Source organism: Sorangium sp. So ce296 (assembly GCF_051529605.1).
GTDB lineage: Bacteria > Myxococcota_A > Polyangia > Polyangiales > Polyangiaceae > Sorangium > Sorangium cellulosum_D.
This window is the reverse complement of record NZ_CP150325.1, coordinates 5,987,375-6,003,961: the sequence shown is the minus strand read 5'-3', so window position 1 is coordinate 6,003,961 and position 16,587 is coordinate 5,987,375. Positions and strand designations below refer to the sequence as shown.

Below are 16,587 nucleotides of genomic sequence, written 5' to 3'. Positions count from 1 at the left end.
GCCAGGTAGCCACAGTGCACCTCGGCGCGAACACTCTTCCGAAACGCGCGCTTTGTCCAGCCCGACACGCGCCCGCCGCCCGTCGCCAGGCCCCCCGACGCGCCGGGCGCGGGCTCGTCCGCGCAGCCTCGACAAAAACAGGAAGCCCGGGATCCCCGGGGGAGGACGGCCTCCCTCGAGAGCTCCCGGGCCCCTCGCCCGATCGCGCAGGCGCGCGCCGCTACTGCACGTCGGCGCCCCCGCCCTTGGCCGGGGCGAGCGCGCTCAGGTCCTCGGCCACGGTGGCCTTCGGGTTCATGAGCTCGTGGAAGGCGCGCTTCGCGAGCGCGCCGGTGTCGCCCGGCTCGTGCCGCAGCGCCATGAGCGCGCCCTTCTCCTTCATGAACTTGAGCGTGTCGATCGCGCCCTTCTTCTGCTCGCCGTCGCCGCTCTTGGCTGCCTGGTAGAGCCGGTAGCGCAGGACGACGCGCGTCTCGGAGTGCGGGCCGTTGTCGTACTTCAGGTTGTCGAACTGGGCCTGGAGCCGCTGCCGCGCCCACTCCTGCGGCGCGTCCGCGACCTTCACCCGCGTGACCGCCTCGGCGTTCGCGACGTACCGGTACAGGTTGCCGCGCTTGAAGTCCTCGTCCGACCAGTAGCCGAACGCGCGGTAGTAGTGGTCCTTGAGGTCGTCGAGCGCGCCCTTGTCGAAGTCGGCGTACATCGCGACCGTCCGCGCCGCGGTGTCGCTCGTGCCGCCGAGGATGAGCGCGAGCGCCGCCGCGTTCCGGACCTCGACGTCCTTGAGCTTCTCGAAGAGCTGGTTCTGCGCCGCCTCGTCGAAGCCGCCGATGCCGATGGCGCGCGCGACGGCCATGCGCACCCCGGGCTCGACGTCGGCCGTGAGCAGCGGGACGAGCTCGCCGGCGGCGCTGGGCACCGGCCGGAGCGCGAGCGCGGACGCGTAACAGGCGCCGATGAGCTGCTTGCGCGGCTCCTTCTTGCTCGCGAAATCCTTCGCCTTCTTCGCCACCTCGACCATCGTCTTGTCGTCGGCGCACCAGGCGAGCGCCTCGCACGCGGCCTGGCGGGCCTCCTCGTGCCACGTCTCGTCCTCGATGAGCTTCGTCAGCGGCTCCACCGCGCGCGGGTCGCCCCACTCGGCGAGCCCCTGCGCCGCGCCGTAGGCGACCGCGCGGAGCGCCATGCCCATCATCGCGAGCCCCGCGCCCTGGAGCCCGTCCTGGGTGATGTCCATCTTCGGGTCCTTCTTCCGCTTGAACTGCTCGAGCAGCCGCGGGAAGGAGGGCTCGTCCTTCATGCGCCCGATGTACCGGAGCGCGCTCTGCGCGGTCTCGAACGCCGCCGGGAACGGCGGCTGCTGCCCCTCCTTCGGGAGCGGGTCCGTCGGGAAGGCCCAGTCGCGCATGTCCTTCAGGATCTTCTCGGAGCGGATCGTGGCGAGGAAGCGCAGGCCGTTCGCGTGCGGCTGCGGGCGATCCTTGAGCCACAGGATGACCGGCGACTCGGCCGCGGCCTTGAGCTCGGCGGCCTTGTCCGCGTGGATCGTGGCGAGGTCGGCGAGCATGCGGGCGCCGACGACGCGCGGCAGGTCGGTGCGCGACAGGTGCCCGCCCTCGTCCGCCTCCCAGAACTTCTCGAGCTTGTAGAGCTTGAGCGGGTCGGCCAGCATCCGCTCGCCGATGTACTTGGCGCCGCGGATGTCGCCGACCTCGGCGAGCCGCGTCCCCGCCTCGCCCTGCCAGTGCAGCGGCGGCTTCTTCGCCTCGATCCACTTCACGAGCGGGTCGGCCGCGCGCGGATCGGCGAGCTCGCGCAGCATCTCCATGATCTGCTTCGTCTGGAACCAGGTCGTCTCCTCGGGGTCCGACTTCACGCTGTCGAGGGCGAGGACGAGCCCCTCGCCGCCGATGCCGTCGCGCAGCGCCTCGAGGAAGCGCTGGCGGCTGTCCTTGTCGGCGTTCGAGAGCGCCTCGAGGAGCGGGGCGCGCGCCGTCTCGTCGCCGATGCGCCCGAGGCCGTTCGCGGCCTCGCGCGCGACCTCGACGTCCTTGTCCTTCACGAGCGTGATCAGCGCGCTCGTCCACTTGGGCTCGGCGTTGCGCGACAGGACCGTCGCGACGAGCTGCCGCACCGACGCGCTCTCGTCGGTCGCGAGCTTCGCGAGCTCGTCGAGCGACACGAGGCCGGCGAGCTTCTCGGGATCGAAGGCGATGCCGCCGCCGAGCCGCTCGACCTTCGAGAGGAACCCCTTGCGGTACTGGTCCATCGCGTCCTTGAACGCGGCCGGCTCCTTGAGCTCGACGAGGGCCCAGACGATCTGGGGCCGGTCGCTCTCGTCCGCGACCTTGAGCGCCTCGAGCAGCGCGGGCTTGGCGCCGTCGGCCTTGGGCGAGCCGTAGTAGGCGAGCACCTGCGCGGCGACGCCCTTCACGCGGTGGTCCTGGAGCGAGAGCGCGGTCGTCGCGTGCGTGACGCCCTCGGGGTCGCCGGCCCACGCGAGCTGCATGAGCGCCTCCTGCTGGAGCGACGGCTCGGCGTTCGAGGCGGCCCACTTCCGCCAGAGGGGCAGCTGGTCCTTCTTCGGCAGGACGAAGATGTTCTTCTTCTCCTTCGAGATGGCGTCGACCGTCATCTTCTGGCTGTCCTGCTTGACGCCGAACCAGATGGCGCCCGCGGCGCCGAGCGCGAGGAGGAGGCCGACCACGATCGACACCGGGCTGAACCGGCCGCGCTTGAAGTTGCCGTCGTCCGCGAAGCCGCCGCCGGCGGGCGCCGGCGGGGCTCCGGGCAGGTCGTTGTCATCGGGGGGCCACTTGGCCGCCCGCTTGGCCGGGGGGAGCCCGGGCGGCGGGCGCCGCCCGCGGGGCCCCGCGGGATTTTCTCGTGAAAGATTCGGACGATCCAGCATGGTTCCTCCAGCGCGCGGGCGACGACGTGACCCGGACGGCGGTGGCAGCGCGCGGCGAACCGCGCTGCGCCCCCGACCCCCACCGGCGGCGGCGGCGGCGTCGCGCGGCGAGCCGCGCTGCGCCCCCGACCCCGGGCCAGGCGGCGCAGCGCCTGGCCGGTCGAGGCGCCGGACCGTACCAGAGCCGCTCGGACGTAGGCCCAAAGATTTGCTATGAAGCCCAGGGCCCCGTATGGCCGAACCCGAGTCCAATTCCGGTAAGATTCTCTACCCTGCAGTCGCGGTGCTCATCGCCCTGAGCGCGCTCTTCGGCCTTGCGATCCTGCCGCGGCTCGCGCCTGGGGTCGGGGGCATGGTCGGCGCGGTGGCCCCGGACGTGACGCTGCCGGTCGCGGCCAACGGCGAGCCCGGCGCGCGCATGCAGCTCGCCGAGCTCAAGGGCCAGCCGGTGATCCTCGACTTCTGGGCCACCTGGTGCGGCCCCTGCGCGGTCCAGGCGCCGATCCTCGACCGGATCGCGCGCCGGTACGAGAAGAAGGGGCTCGTGGTGCTCGGCGTCAACGTGGACGATCCGCCCCACGTGGCCAGCCAATACGCCCTCAAGAAGGGCCTCTCGTACCCGATCCTCATCGACGACGCCAAGGAGGCGTCGGTCCGGTACGGGGTGGACAAGCTGCCGAGCCTCGTGGTGATCGACCGGCAGGGGAACGTCGCCGCCTACCTGACCGGCATCGTCGACGAGGCGAGCCTCTCCGAGATCATCGCGGCGACCCTCTGACCTCGCTCCACGTGTCACGGCCCTCCCGACCTTCGCGCGTCGCGCTCGCGGCGCTCACCGCGGCCGCGGCCGCCTGCTCCCGCGGCGAGCCCGATCGCGGCCCCGGCGACGCCGCCGCGCCGGCGGCCAGCCCCGCGGCGCCCGCGGCGGCCTCCGGCCCGGGCGACGCGGCCCCGCCGCCGGCGGCTGGGTCTGCCGGCGCGCCGCCGCCGGCCGGGGGCGAGGCGCCGCCGCCGGCCGGGGATCCGATGGCGATCCACTACGAGGCGCGCGAGGACCTGGTGCGGCTCTTCTCGCTGAAGGAGCTCACGCCGCGGGAGCGCAAGTTCAGGAACCCCGAGCTCTTCCTGGAGAAGAACTTCGGCGGCGGCGGGCCGTCGCGCATCAACCAGGGCAACAGGGCGCTCGCGCGGCACACGCGCTCGAAGGAGCAGTGCCTCGAGGGGCTGCGCGGCGTGGTCCTCCAGACGGAGGAGCAGCGCGCCCGCTGCGGCGGCCACGAGAACATGGTGCCCGTCTTCAAGACCGTGCGGGGGAAGGCGAGGCCGGCCGAGTTCTGCATCGACATCTTCGAGTTCCCCAACAAGCCGTGCGAGCTGCCGATGGTGTGGGCGGGCCCGACGCAGGCGGCGTCGGTGTGCAGCCTCCAGGGCAAGCGCCTCTGCACCGAGGACGAGTGGAGCCTCGCGTGCCGCGGCGACCCGGAGGGCGGCGCGCCGCGGACGTACGCCTACGGCGACGAGCTCGACCTCGCCGTCTGCCACACGCAGACGCGGCACCGCGACATCGACGGCAAGCCCTGCGACGCCGACACGGCGCGCTCGGCCTACGAGACGTGCGCGACCGACACCGAGCCGGCGGGCGCCTACCCGGCGTGCCGCTCGCGGTTCGGGGTCTTCGATCAGCACGGCAACGTGGCCGAGATCATGACCCGCCGCGACCGGGACGACGGCAAGCTGTACAGCCAGCTCAAGGGGAGCGCCTGGTTCTACGTCGAGGTCGCCCGCGCGCACGACGCCCCCCGGCCGAAGGGGCAGGAGACGTATCCCGATCACTGCTCCTTCAGCCCGCGCTGGCACGTGGAGCCGATGGAGAACGCCTGGCACGTGAATTACCACCTCGGGTTCAGGTGCTGTAAGACGGTCCACTGAGGCGCCCGGGCGCCGCGGCTGGATCGCGCCCGCGCCGAGGGGTAGCCTTGCCCCTCGATGCAAGCGCTGGCTCAGCGCGCGCGGATCGCGCGCGGCACGTCCGGTGAGAGCCGCTGGGAGATGGCGACCCGGCCCCCGGCGCCGCGCCTCCGCCCCTACCTCCGCGACTACTGCGGTTACACGGAGGAGGCGCCTGGGCCGCTGCGGCGGGCCGAGTTCCCGATGCCGCAGGTGGTCGTCATCATCGAGTTCGGGCCGCCGCTGCGCGTGTTCGACGCCGGGAGCGATCGCCGCCACGCGTCGTACCCGGGCGGCTTCGTCGCGGGGCTCGACGACAGCTTCACGGTCACCGAGCACGACGGCCTCCAGCGCGGGATCCAGGTGAACCTCACCCCCATCGGGGCGCGGCTCCTCTTCGGCGTACCGATGGCGGAGCTCACCGGGCGCGTGATCTCCGCGCGCGATCTCCTGCCGAAAAAGCACGCCCACCTGGCCGAGCGCCTCGAGGAGCTCCCCACCTGGGACGCGCGCTTCGACCTGATCGAGCGCGCGCTCGGCGAGCGCGTCGACGAGGCGCGGCACGCGCTCGGCGTGGTGCCGTGGGCGCTCCGGCGGATCGAGGAGCGCGGGGGCGCGGTCGACATGCGGGCGCTCGCGCGCGAGCTCGGCTACAGCCAGAAGCACGTGATCGACCTGTTCCGCGAGCACGTCGGCGTCCCCCCCAAGCTCCTCGCCCGCCTCGTGCGCTTCGAGCGCCTGGTGCAGCACCTCAAGGCGGGCGCCTCGGGGACGTGGGCGGAGCTCGCGCAGCGGTTCGGCTACTACGACCAGGCGCACCTCGCGCGGGACGTGAAGCAGTTCACCGGGACGACCCCGACCAAGGCCCGCGCCACGCTGATCGAGCTCTCCGGCATGAGCCCGTGATCCCTCGCCGCGCACGCCGTGTCGCTAGGGCCTGCGCGGCGGCCGCGGCTCCGGCTCGCCGACGGTCACGGTCCTCGGCGGCGGGATCTGCGGTCGCGCCGTCGGTCCCGCGTCTGCCGGCCCCGCGTCCGCCGCCGCCGCGCCTGCCGGCTGACCTGCCGTGGTGAATCGCGCGATGAAGAGCGCGATCGCCGCGACCGGGCCGAGCGCGAGGATGGCAATCAGCGCGCGAGCCGCCGTAGAGGCCCTGGAGCTGCCTCGCTGTCGTGCGGGCGGGGCGCTGCCTTTCCCAGCTGCGGGCAGGGTCGCAGCGCCGGGGGACGTGTCGAGTGTCCTCTCCGTGCGTGCCGCGTGAGCCGGCTCGCTCGTGTCCATGAGGGTCGGCGCAGCGCTCCTGTGCGCGCAGTCGGCGATGGCGGCCCGGATCGCGAGCGTCACGGAGGTCCACGCCTCGCTCTCGCGCTTCCACGACATCACGGGCACACGGTTGGGGGGCAGCGGCGCCAGGGCGGAGAACGGCGTCCCCTCCCAGTCGCACGCGTCGAGGAGGATGGGGATGACCCGCGCCCGCCCGGCGTTGTGGCGCCCGAGCGCCCGTTCCATCTCTCGCCACTGCGCGTCGGCGGCGAGGTAATCAACGCTGACGAGAAGGACGATGAGGTGAGCCGCGTCGAGGCGAGCCGCGAGCTCGGCCTCCCGATCGCTGCCGACCCCGACGCGCCCGGTATGCCAGGTGCGGACTTTCCCTTCGCGCTTCAGGGCCGACAGGTGCTTTCTGAGCACGTCCTTCTGCTTCTCGTTCGCGGCTGCATGCGAGATGAAGACGTCGATCGGTAGAGGCGCAGGAAACACGAGGATAGCGTATCAGGAAGGAGCCAGGCGGACGAGCGGAGCGGCCTTGTTCAGACTATTTCCTTACCGTCCAGATCATGGCGAGTCTGTACATCGAGGAACGCCGCCGCCGAGGTGCAGGGCTTACCGGCCGGGATCCGTCCTGCGCACGCATATCCATGGCTTCGGAGATGTGCGATCCGTCGTCACCCCCCGAGCTCCCGGCGACGGCGATGGCTCGCGACGGTTCGGCACGGCAAATTCGCGGTCGGCGACCCGGCAGGGGGCAAGGTAAAATCTTTACAATACCCCCGGCGTCGCGCTCCCCAAGGTAGGCCCCGAAGGAGCGAACACCATGTCGAGCGCGTCTCCCACGAATCTGCCCCCTGCCGTCCGCCTCAACCAGATGATCATGAGCCTCTGGGTGCCGCAGGTCATCCACGCGGCCGCGGAGCTCGGCGTCGCCGACGTCCTCGCCGACGGGCCGCTCCCGAGCGGCGCGGTCGCGGCGCGGCTCGGCACGCACCCCGACGCGACGGAGCGCCTGCTCCGGGCCCTCGTCACGCTCGAGCTGCTCGCCCCCCGCGGGGACCGCTTCGAGCTCACCGAGATGGGGCGATGCCTCGAGACGAGCTCCCCGAGCTCGCGGCGCGCGTGGTCCCGGCTCATGGGCGGGGCGGGCGTGTGGACGGCCTGGGGCCGCTTGACCGACTGCGTCCGCACCGGCCGGATGGCGTGGGGCGACGGAGGCGCGGCGGCGCCGTCCGGGACCGAGCACTTCGACGAGATGGGGCGCGACCCGGCCGCCGCCGCGATCTTCCACCAGGCGATGGTGGAGCTCACCCGCGGGGTCGCGCCCGGCATCGTCGGGGCCGCGGATCTGCGCGGCGCGCGCCGGGTGGTCGACGTGGGCGGCGGCTACGGCGCGCTGCTCTGCGCCATCCTGGAGGCCCACCCCGTCGTGGAGGGGGTCGTCTTCGATCTCGAGCACGCGCGCGAGGGAGCGCTCCAGCTGTTCGCGTCGCGCGGCGTGGCCGCCCGCGCCTCCTTCGTCGCGGGGAGCTGCTTCGACGCGGCGCCGCCGGCCGCCGACGTCTACGTGCTCAAGAGCGTGATCCACGACTGGGACGACGCCCGGAGCCTGACGATCCTGGGCAAGTGCCGCGAGGCGATGGACGGCGCGGCGCGCCTGCTCGTCGTGGAGCCGCCCGCCCCCGCCCAGCGCGGGAACGCGGCGCTCGAGTGGGTCCTCACGTTCAGCGACATCAACATGCTCGTGAACACGGGCGGGCGCGAGCGCACCGAGGCCGAGTACCGCGCGCTGCTCGAGGCCGCCGGGCTCTCCGTGAAGGGCGTGCGCGAGACGCCGAGCTTCTACCGGATCTTCGAGGCGGCGCGGGCCTGAGGTACCTTCACGAGCGCGACCCATCCCCCCTTGCCGAGGTGCATCGCCGTGGTCTCTTCCGACGAACTTCGAACGCTCGCGCTGTCCCTGCCCGAGGCCGAGGAGCAGGATCACTTCGGCAAGCCGTCGTTCCGCGTGCGGGGGAAGATCTTCGCGACCCACTGGGTGGCGCAGGAGCAGGCGGTCCTGAAGCTGTCGCTGGAGGAGCAGGACAGCCTGGTGCGGGCGCAGCCCGACGTCTTCTCGGTGACGCCGTGGGGACACCAGGGCTGGACGCGGGTGGAGCTCCGTCGCGTCGACCCGGCGCTCCTGGAGGAGCTGCTCGTGGGGGCCTTCCGCCGCGTGGCGCCGAAGCGCGTGGTCGCGCAGCGGGACGCGGGTCGCAGCTTGGAACCGGCGGCGCCGCCGGGGGCTCCCTCACGCCCGCGGAGACGCGCGCGCGCGACGTGACGGACGCCGGGACGCGCGGCGCGGAGACGGACAGCGCCTCGGCCGCGCGCGGCGATGCCGGCGCCGGAGGGCGCTGTCTTTTTTTTCCGACGGGGAAGGAAAATTCGATCGGGGTCGTAGTATGTTCACGCGCCGCGCGCCTGCCGGGTCGACGATTCAGCCCGTTCGCTTCCTTCGACGGAGCCGTCCTCCAGCGCCGCGCGGACTCTCAGGTGAACATTCTCGATGATGGAGCGCTCGATGACACGGATGAAGGTTCTTGGGATGCTGATGGTGGGGCTCGCGCTCGTTGCGTGCGGCGATGATGGCGAGGAGGGCACGTCGGGCCCCGGCGGCACCAGCAGCACCAGCGGCACCGGCGGCGACGGCGGCAACGGCGGCACGGACGGCACCGGCGGCAACGGCGGCGAGACCGGGGGCGACCTCGACGACAAGCAGCTCGGCGACCTGACGGACGAGGAGGCGCAGGCGGTGTGCGACGCGGTCGCCGCGTCGGCCGCGGAGGTCACGAAGGAGGACGCGTGCGAGCTCGTCGGCCTGATCGCCGCCGCCACGCCCGATTCCGGCCTCGACTGCGAGGCCGCCAAGGAACAGTGCATCGCCGAGCCCGACGAGCCTGCGGAAGAGGAGTCGTGCACCGCGGAGGACTTCGCGGGGTGCGCCGCCACGGTCGCCGAGTTCAAGGCCTGCACGGACAGCCAGTTCGAGATGATCAAGGCGCTCACGTGCGAGTCGGACCTCGAGTCCCTCAAGCTGCCTCCGGAGTGCGAGGCCGTCGACGAGAAGTGTCCGGAGCTGTTCGGCTCGGACACCGGCGGCGAGGAGCCCTGAGGCTCCCCGCTCGCCCGCTACCGGTCGATCTCGGGCGCCACGACGTCGAAGCTGGCGATGAGCGCCACGAGATCGGCCAAGAATAGCCCCGGGCTCTTGGCCTCGATCATCGCCATGGCGGTGAAGCTCCCGGTCCGGAACCGCGCCCGGTACGCCTCCTCCGCGCCCCGCCCGATCACGTAACACCCCATGTCGCCGCGGGCGCTCTCGATGCGCGCGTAGGCCTCGCCGTCGGGCCTCATCTTCTTGGGCAGCTTGCCCAGGATGTCGTCCTCCGGGTGCTCGTCGATCCTGTCGAGCGCCTGGCGGAGGATCTTCGCCGACTCGCGGCACTCCTCGACCCGCACGTAGAACCGGTCCCAGCAGTCCCCCACCGTCCCGTAGCGCCCGCGGCCCACCGGCACGTCGAACTCGAGCTCCGGGTACACCGAGTAGCCGTCTTCCTTGCGGAGATCCCATCGCACGCCGGACGCGCGCAGGTTGGGGCCGACGAGCCCCCAGTCCTTCGCCTCCTCGGCCGTCACCACGGCGACGTTGGCGAGCCGCTTGATGAAGATGTCGTTCAGGCTGATGAGCCGGTCGAACTCGACCATGATCGGCTCGAAGCGGTCGAGCCACCGCCTCACCTTGTCGGCCCACCCCGTCGGCATGTCGAACGAGACGCCGCCGATGCGGTGGTAGTTGAAGGTGAGCCGCGCGCCGCACAGCTCCTCGATGAAATCGTTGACGTGCTCGCGCTCGCGCAGCGCCCACGGGAAGGGGGTGACCGCGCCGACGTCCATGGCCATCGCGCCGAGCGCGATCATGTGGCTGCCGATCCGGTTGAGCTCGCAGGAGATGACGCGCAGGTACTGCGCCCGCTTCGGCACCTCGATGCCCATCAGCTTCTCGCAGGCGCTCGCCCAGGCCTCGTTGGCGAACATCGCGGCGACGTAATCGACGCGGTCGGTATACGGCATGAAGCCGCTGTAGGTGCAGCGCTCGCCGATCTTCTCGATGCTCCGGTGCAGGTAGCCGACGTCCGGCACCGCCTTGCGGATGATCTCGCCGTCCGTCGAGATGACGAAGCGGAGCACCCCGTGGGTCGACGGGTGGTGAGGCCCCATGTTGAGGGTCATCTCGTCGTCGAGGTCGCTCCCCGGGCCGGCGCCCCCGCGGTCGACGCTGAAGATGACCTGGCTCATGTCGCCTCCGACTCCTTCTTCGGCAGCTTGATCTTGAAGAGCTCGACGGGGTTCGGCCGCTGCGTCGGGATGCCGTGGTACTCGGCCTTCTCCTGCCAGTCCTTGCGGAGCGGGTGCCCCTCCCAGTCGTCGGGCAGGAGCAGGCGCCGGAGGTCCGGGTGCCCCTCGAAGCGCACGCCGAGCAGGTCGAAGCACTCGCGCTCCTGCCAGTTCGCGGCCGACCACACGTCGACGAGCGTCGGCATCGCCGGGCTCTCTCGGTCGAGGAACGCCTTGAGGACGACCCGGTGCTTCTTCGCGTACGAATAGATGTGATAGACGACCACGATCTTCTTGAGATCGGGGTAGTCGACCCCGGTGATGCACTCCAGGTAATCGAAATCGAGCTCCGGCGCCTCGCGCAGGTGCTGGCCCACGGCCTGGATCTTGTCCGGCGCGACCTGGAACCAGGCGTCGCGATCCTTCGCGGACACGGGGTGGAGGTCGAAGACCGCGTCTTCGCCGAGCTTCGCCTGGAGCGCCTGGAAGATCTCTTCGGGTGTCATGGGGTGCGGGAGCGCGGGACGAGCATGGAGACGAGCACGATAGGGCGGCTCAGCCGCCCTGCGCGCCGCGGCGGCCGAGGGCCCGCTCGCTCTTGATCTTCTCCTGGATCTTCAGGAGCCCTTCGAGGAGCGCCTCGGGGCGCGGGGGGCAGCCGGGCACGTAGACGTCGACGGGGATGATCTGATCCACGCCCTTGCAGACCGAGTAGGCGTACTGGAAGAGGCCGCCGCAGTTCGAGCAGCTGCCCATGGAGATGACGTAGCGGGGCTCCGACATCTGGTCATAGAGGCGCTTCACCCGGGTCGCCATCTTGTACGTCAGCGTCCCCGCGATGATGAAGAGATCGCTCGAGCGGGGGCTCGGCCGCGGGGCCGCGCCGAAGCGCTCGAGGTCGCCGCGGGGGCCGCCGGTCTGCATGAGCTCGATGGCGCAGCAGGCCAGGCCGAAGAGCATGTACCAGACGCTGTTCGACCGGCCCCAGTTGAGCAGCCAGTTCACCGTCTGGTCGACGCTCGTCGTGATGACGCCGCCGCCGTCGCTCTCGTACTTCGCCTCCCACCCGCGGGGCGGGGCCATCAGGTTCAGGTTCGATGTCATGACTCCGCACCTCCGTCGGCGACCGCGGCCGCCCCGACCGGCGCGCCCTCGCCCGCCGCGCCCGCGATCGGCGCGCGCGCCCGGGACCGGCTGCTCACGTTCTGGGCCCCGCGCGGATCGCCCTTGATGGCGCGGATCCAGTCGAGATCGCCCTTCGCCCAGACGTAGGCGAAGCCGAGCATCAGGATGGCCACGAAGAGGAAGATCTCGATCAGCGCGAAGAGGCCGCTGCCCTGGTCGACCCAGCGCTTGAACACCGCCGCGACCGGGTAGATGAAGGCGATCTCGACGTCGAAGACGATGTAGACGAGCGCGATGATGTAAAAACGCGGGTTGAAGTTGAACCACGCGGGCCCGACGGGCGCCTCCCCGCACTCGTACGTCTCGACCTTCTCGGGGTACGGGTTGCTCGGGCGCAGCAGCTTCCCGAACAGCAGAGAGCCGAGGACGAAGCCGATCGCCACCAGGAAGAACGCGGCAACGCTGGCATATGCCATCAACATCGGACGGAACCTCGCTCGGCTCGCCCTCGCTCGCTCCGGGCGAGAGAGCGCCAGATCAGGGGCGGTATGTAGGTGAAAAGATGAAGCGCGGCAAGCCAGCAGACCCGGGAGCGAGCGCGCGCTGAGCCCGCTCCCTCGCGCGGTGCCTCGGGCCGCGCTGGGGGAGGCGGCTCGCGGGGCCGCTGCTCGGGATCGACAGGACGCGCCGCGCTGGGGTATCGGTCGGACGTGGGTCTCGTGGACGTGGCGGTGCTCGCGGCCGTGGACGGGGCGGCGCAGGCGCTGCCCATCTCGGCCACGGGGCACGCCGCGGCGGCGCGGCTCTGGCTCCGCGCGACCGACGGCGATGGTTGGGCCGCCGCCGCGCAGGCGCTCGCGGCGGCCGCGGCGCTCGCGGTCGCGGCGCGGCGGCGGCTCCTCCGCGCGCTCGGCGAGGGCGCCCGCGCGCTCGGGCGGCCGTCGCTCTTCCGGGCGTCGCCGCCGGCGCGCGACGCGGCGCTGCTCGCGCTGGGCGCCGCCGCGAGCCTGATCGTCGCGGCGGTGCTCCGGCCGTACGTCGCGCGGTGGGGGCAGGATCCGCTCGCGGTGGGGCTCGGCCTGCTCGCGACCGGCGCGGCGCTCGCGAGCACCGCGATCGCGCCGCGGCGCGACGGGCGCGACGCGACCGACGCGCCGTCGCTCGTCGGGATGCTCGCGGTCGGCGCGGCGCACGGGGCCGCGGCGCTGCCGGGCGGGTCGCGCGTCGGGGCGGCGCTCGTGCTCCTGCTCTGGCTCGGCGTCCGGCCCGCGCGCGCCGTCGAGCTCGCGCTCGCGCTGAGCATCCCCGCGCTCGCCGCCGCGGCGCTCGCGGAGGCGCCCGCGCTCCGCGCCCCGCCGCCCGGGGCGGGCGCCGCGGCGCTGAGCCTGCTCGCCGCCTTCCTGAGCGCCCTCGCGGCGGCCGCCGCGCTCCGCGCGCTCGCCGAGCGGCGGCGCACCGGCGCGCTCGCGCTGTGGGTCGTCCCGCTCGGCCTCGCGATGGTGGCTTACGCGTACGCGCTGCCGGGCCCCACCTGAGCGGCCCCCTGCCCCGGCGCCGCGTCCCTGCGGTACCCTCCAGCGTGTAACCCTCGACGTTCGCCCATGAGCTCGACCGAGACCCCCGTCCATGTCCTGATCCTCGCCGGCGGCGCGGGCACGCGCTTCTGGCCGGCGTCGCGCGCGGCGCGCCCGAAGCAGCTCCTGCCGCTGCTCGGCGGCGAGCCGCTCATCACCGCGACGGCGCGGCGGGTGCTCCCGCTGTGCGGAGGCGCGGGCTGGGAGCGCATCTGGATCGCGACCGGCCAGCACCTCCTCTCGCCCACGCGGGCCGCGCTGCCCGACGTCTCCGAGCGGCGCCTGCTCGTCGAGCCCGCGCCGCGCAACACGGCGCCGTGCATCGGCTGGGCGGCGGCGACCATCGCGCGCGAGGATCCCGAGGCGGTCGTGGTCGTGCTCCCGAGCGATCATCACATCGCCGACGTGCCGCGGTTCCTCGAGGTGCTGGAGGCCGCCGTCGCCTCGGCCCGGGGCGGCGCGATCACGACCATCGGCATCCGCCCGACGCACCCGGAGACGGGCTTCGGCTACATCGAGGCGGACGGCGCGGACGGCGCCGGGAGCGCGGCGCCCGCGGCGCCTGCGGCGCCCGCGGCGCCCTGCAAAGTGCTGCGCTTCGTCGAGAAGCCGAGCCGCGAGCGCGCCGAGGAGTTCGTGGCGAGCGGCCGCTTCCTCTGGAACGCGGGGATGTTCATCTTCCGCGCGGGCGACATGCGGGCGGCGATCCGCGCCCACCTGCCGGCGCTCGCCGAGGGGCTCGACGAGATCGACCGCGCCGCCGCGCAGGGCGCCGAGGCCGAGGCGGTGCTGCGGGTGTTCCCGCGGCTGCCGGCCGTGAGCGTCGATCACGGCGTGATGGAGCACGTCGCCGGGCTCGCGGTGGTGCCCGGCGATTTCGGCTGGAGCGACGTCGGCAGCTGGCAGAGCGCCTGGGAGCTCGCCGAGAAGGACGAGCGCGGCAACAGCGCGCCCGCGGGGTCGGTGCTCGTCGACGCGCAGGGCAACCACGTGGTCGATCTGCGCGCGCGGTCCGGCGGCGCGCCGGACGATCGCCGGGTGATCGCGCTCGTCGGCGTGGAGGGCCTCGTGGTGGTCGAGACCGACGACGCGCTCCTGATCGTGCCGCGCGACCGGGCGCAGGACGTGAAGCGCGTGGTCGACGCCCTCAAGGCGCGGGGGCAGGGGCGGCACACCTGACGGCGCGCCGCCCGCCCTACTCGCGCGGCGAGCCTCGCCGCGCCACCGCGCGCGCGTAGAGCTCGCGCCGCGGGAGCCCGAGCTCGACCGACAGCTCCTCGGCGATGTGCTTCGCCCGCCTCCCCTGGGCGAGCTCGCGGTCGATGCGCGCGTCGAGCTCCTCGTCGCTCGGGCGCGCGCCCTCCGCGGCCGGCTCGGCGGGCGCGAGCACCAGCGTGATCTCGCCGAGCCACTCCCGCTCGAGCGCCGCGAGCTCCTCCACGGTGCCGCCCAGGATCTCCTCGTGCACCTTCGTCAGCTCGCGCGCGACGACCGCGCGGCGGCCGCGCATGCGCTCGACCAGCTCGGCCAGCGTCTCGCGGAAGCGCCGCGGCGACTCGAACAGCACCACCGCCTCCGGCGTCGACGTGACGAGGGCCAGCGCCTCGCGCCGCTCGCGCCCGCCGCGGGGCAAGAACCCCACGAAGCGGAAGCCCCCGGTCACGAGCCCCGACGCGCTCACCGCGGCCATCACCGCGCTCGGCCCGGGGATCGCCACGACGCGCGCCCCGGCGTCCTTGGCCGCGCGCACGAGCGCCGTCCCCGGATCGCTCACGACCGGCGTGCCGGCGTCGGTCATGAAGGCGATCGACTCGCCCGCCGCGAGCCGCGCGGCCGCCCGCGCGGCGTCCGCCTCGGAGGCGTGCGCGTCGAAGCGGTCGACCGGCTTGCCCGAGACGCCGAGGTGGCCGAGCAGCGCGCGGGCGCGCCGCGTGTCCTCGGCGAGGATCCGGTCCGCCGCGCGCAGCGTCTCGACCGCGCGCAGCGTGATGTCGCCGAGGTTGCCGATCGGCGTCGCCACCACGTAGAGGCACCCGCGATCGCTCGCCCCGCCCTGCTCGCCGACGGTCGACAAGGCCTAGTCCGCTTCGACGGCGTCGCCGAGCTCCTCTTGCAGGTACGTCCGCAGCTTCGACTGGAGCCGCGCCTCGAGCTGGCGCACGCGCTCGCGCGAGATGCCGAACTCGTTGCCGAGCTCCTGGAGCGTGAGCGGATCCTCCGCGGCCATGCGCTTGTCGAAGATGATCACGTCCTTGCCCTTCAGCGTCTCGCGGAACTTCGAGAGCCGGTCGTGGACGAGCATCCCCATCTCGCTCGCCTCGAACGCGCTGTCCGGGCTCGCCCCCGACGAGACGAGCAGCTCGACGCGCGGGATCGTCCGGCCCTCGAGATCGCCGACCGGGGCGTCGAGCGACGCCTCGCCGCTCGCGAGGCGGCGGTCCATGTCGACCACCTCCTTCTCCTCGACCGAGAGGCGCTTCGCGATCTCCGCCGCCGTCGGCTCGATGCCCATCGCCGAGAGCTTCGCCTTCTCCTTGTTGAGGTTGAAGAAGAGCTTCCGCTGCGCCTGCGTCGTGCCGAGCTTCACGAGGCGCCAGTTGTTGAGGATGAAGCGCAGGATGTACGCGCGGATCCACCACGCCGCGTACGAGGAGAGCTTCACGCCGCGGTACGGGTCGTAGCGCTTCACGGCCTGCATCAGGCCGATGTTCCCCTCCTGGATGAGGTCCATGATGTTCTTGTAGGCGCGCCGGTACTCGTACGCGAGCTTGACCACGAGCCGCAGGTTCGCCGTCACGAGCCGCGCGGCGGTCGCGACGTCCTGCGTCTTCGAGTACTTGATCGTCAGCTCCTTCTCCTCGTCCGCCGTGAGCAGCGGGTGGCGCTGCACCTCGCGCAGGTAGGCCTGCAGCGGGTCCGTGCGCGACAGCGCCGCGTCGCCGCCGCGCCCCTCGCCGGCGGCGCCGGCGCGCGCGGCGCGCGGGAGCTCGATGTCGTTCACATCGAGGCTCGCGTCGTCGATGACCTCGCCGACGACCTCCACGACGTCGCCCTCGTCGACGTCGCCGGCCGGCGCGGCGCCGCTCTCGGGCGGGGCGTCTCCCTCGTCCTCGTCGTCGCGCGCGCCGTCGTCGTCGCTGGCCGCGGGCTGCGCCTCGGCGCGCGCGCCGCCGGCGTTCTTCGCCGCGGAGCGCGCGCGGCGCTTCGCGGCGGGCCGGGGGGCCGCGCCCGCGACCTCGTCCGTGCCCGCGCTCCGGTCCGCGCCTTCGTCCTCCGGCTCGGGCAGCGGGCCCGCCTCCGCGGCCCCCGCGGGCTGCGGCGCACCGGTCCCCTTCGTTCGCTTCGTTCGCGGCTCGCTCTTGCTCTTCGCCACCAGGACCTCGT

At 72.9% G+C, this 16,587-nt stretch carries 16 protein-coding genes; 8 read left to right on the top strand and 8 right to left on the bottom strand.

The genetic code is table 11. The annotated features are described in order from the left end of the window. Positions 1 to 220 precede the first annotated feature (220 nt). Positions 221 to 2,911: a HEAT repeat domain-containing protein gene (locus tag WME98_RS22360; RefSeq protein ID WP_437953116.1), complete on the bottom strand. Its 2,691-nt coding sequence runs from the start codon at positions 2,909 to 2,911 to the stop codon at positions 221 to 223. A gap of 283 nt (positions 2,912 to 3,194) precedes the next feature. On the opposite strand from WME98_RS22360, the gene WME98_RS22355 reads away from it, so the two are divergent. Genes WME98_RS22355 through WME98_RS22345 form a run of 3 tightly spaced genes read left to right on the top strand, consistent with a single transcriptional unit; the run spans position 3,195 to position 5,764 of the window. Then, the gene (locus WME98_RS22355; RefSeq protein WP_437953115.1) at positions 3,195 to 3,689 is read left to right on the top strand and encodes a TlpA family protein disulfide reductase; all 495 of its coding nucleotides are present in this window, start codon (positions 3,195 to 3,197) and stop codon (positions 3,687 to 3,689) included. A gap of 11 nt (positions 3,690 to 3,700) precedes the next feature. Further along, positions 3,701 to 4,840 (top strand): SUMF1/EgtB/PvdO family nonheme iron enzyme, encoded by a 1,140-nt coding sequence (locus WME98_RS22350; protein ID WP_437953114.1) that lies wholly within the window; start codon positions 3,701 to 3,703, stop codon positions 4,838 to 4,840. A gap of 57 nt (positions 4,841 to 4,897) precedes the next feature. Then, positions 4,898 to 5,764, top strand: a complete 867-nt coding sequence (locus tag WME98_RS22345) for a helix-turn-helix domain-containing protein (protein WP_437953113.1) — start codon at positions 4,898 to 4,900, stop codon at positions 5,762 to 5,764. A gap of 24 nt (positions 5,765 to 5,788) precedes the next feature. On the opposite strand, the gene WME98_RS22340 is transcribed toward WME98_RS22345, so the two are convergent. Next, positions 5,789 to 6,616, bottom strand: a complete 828-nt coding sequence (locus tag WME98_RS22340) for a toll/interleukin-1 receptor domain-containing protein (RefSeq protein ID WP_437953112.1) — start codon at positions 6,614 to 6,616, stop codon at positions 5,789 to 5,791. Positions 6,617 to 6,950: 334 nt separating this feature from the next. On the opposite strand from WME98_RS22340, the gene WME98_RS22335 reads away from it, so the two are divergent. The 3 genes from WME98_RS22335 (at position 6,951) to WME98_RS22325 (ending at position 9,281) form a co-directional block, all read left to right on the top strand. Beyond that, positions 6,951 to 8,000 carry a methyltransferase gene (locus WME98_RS22335; protein ID WP_437953111.1) on the top strand — a complete coding sequence of 350 codons (1,050 nt, stop codon included), beginning with the start codon at positions 6,951 to 6,953 and terminating at the stop codon, positions 7,998 to 8,000. A gap of 48 nt (positions 8,001 to 8,048) precedes the next feature. After that, positions 8,049 to 8,450, top strand: a complete 402-nt coding sequence (locus WME98_RS22330) for an MmcQ/YjbR family DNA-binding protein (protein ID WP_437953110.1) — start codon at positions 8,049 to 8,051, stop codon at positions 8,448 to 8,450. A gap of 240 nt (positions 8,451 to 8,690) precedes the next feature. Continuing rightward, the gene (locus tag WME98_RS22325; protein WP_437953109.1) at positions 8,691 to 9,281 is read left to right on the top strand and encodes a hypothetical protein; all 591 of its coding nucleotides are present in this window, start codon (positions 8,691 to 8,693) and stop codon (positions 9,279 to 9,281) included. Between the two features lie 17 nt (positions 9,282 to 9,298). Here the strand turns inward: WME98_RS22325 and WME98_RS22320 are convergent, their stop codons facing one another. From WME98_RS22320 to WME98_RS22305, 4 genes are read right to left on the bottom strand one after another with little or no spacing between them, the layout of a single operon-like run. Continuing rightward, positions 9,299 to 10,465, bottom strand: a complete 1,167-nt coding sequence (locus WME98_RS22320) for an NADH-quinone oxidoreductase subunit D (RefSeq protein ID WP_437953108.1) — start codon at positions 10,463 to 10,465, stop codon at positions 9,299 to 9,301. Then, positions 10,462 to 11,010 (bottom strand): NADH-quinone oxidoreductase subunit C, encoded by a 549-nt coding sequence (locus tag WME98_RS22315; protein WP_437953107.1) that lies wholly within the window; start codon positions 11,008 to 11,010, stop codon positions 10,462 to 10,464. Before WME98_RS22315 ends, WME98_RS22320 begins: the two co-directional genes overlap by 4 nt. Positions 11,011 to 11,059: 49 nt before the next feature. After that, positions 11,060 to 11,608 (bottom strand): NADH-quinone oxidoreductase subunit NuoB, encoded by a 549-nt coding sequence (nuoB, locus tag WME98_RS22310; RefSeq protein WP_437335009.1) that lies wholly within the window; start codon positions 11,606 to 11,608, stop codon positions 11,060 to 11,062. After that, entirely contained in the window at positions 11,605 to 12,111 is a 507-nt protein-coding gene (locus WME98_RS22305) for an NADH-quinone oxidoreductase subunit A (RefSeq protein WP_437953106.1), read from the bottom strand. Before WME98_RS22305 ends, nuoB begins: the two co-directional genes overlap by 4 nt. 228 nt (positions 12,112 to 12,339) lie before the next feature. Between WME98_RS22305 and WME98_RS22300 the strand changes: the two genes are divergently transcribed. Further along, positions 12,340 to 13,164 carry an undecaprenyl-diphosphate phosphatase gene (locus WME98_RS22300; protein WP_437953105.1) on the top strand — a complete coding sequence of 275 codons (825 nt, stop codon included), beginning with the start codon at positions 12,340 to 12,342 and terminating at the stop codon, positions 13,162 to 13,164. Between the two features lie 66 nt (positions 13,165 to 13,230). Further along, positions 13,231 to 14,382: a mannose-1-phosphate guanylyltransferase gene (locus WME98_RS22295; RefSeq protein WP_437953104.1), complete on the top strand. Its 1,152-nt coding sequence runs from the start codon at positions 13,231 to 13,233 to the stop codon at positions 14,380 to 14,382. Between the two features lie 16 nt (positions 14,383 to 14,398). Here WME98_RS22295 and rsmI read toward each other — a convergent pair whose 3' ends face one another. Both rsmI and WME98_RS22285 read right to left on the bottom strand, forming a co-directional pair. Next, positions 14,399 to 15,277: a 16S rRNA (cytidine(1402)-2'-O)-methyltransferase gene (gene rsmI, locus WME98_RS22290; protein ID WP_437953103.1), complete on the bottom strand. Its 879-nt coding sequence runs from the start codon at positions 15,275 to 15,277 to the stop codon at positions 14,399 to 14,401. A gap of 3 nt (positions 15,278 to 15,280) precedes the next feature. Next, the gene (locus WME98_RS22285) at positions 15,281 to 16,576 is read right to left on the bottom strand and encodes an RNA polymerase factor sigma-32 (RefSeq protein ID WP_437335004.1); all 1,296 of its coding nucleotides are present in this window, start codon (positions 16,574 to 16,576) and stop codon (positions 15,281 to 15,283) included. Between the last annotated feature and the right edge of the window lie 11 nt (positions 16,577 to 16,587).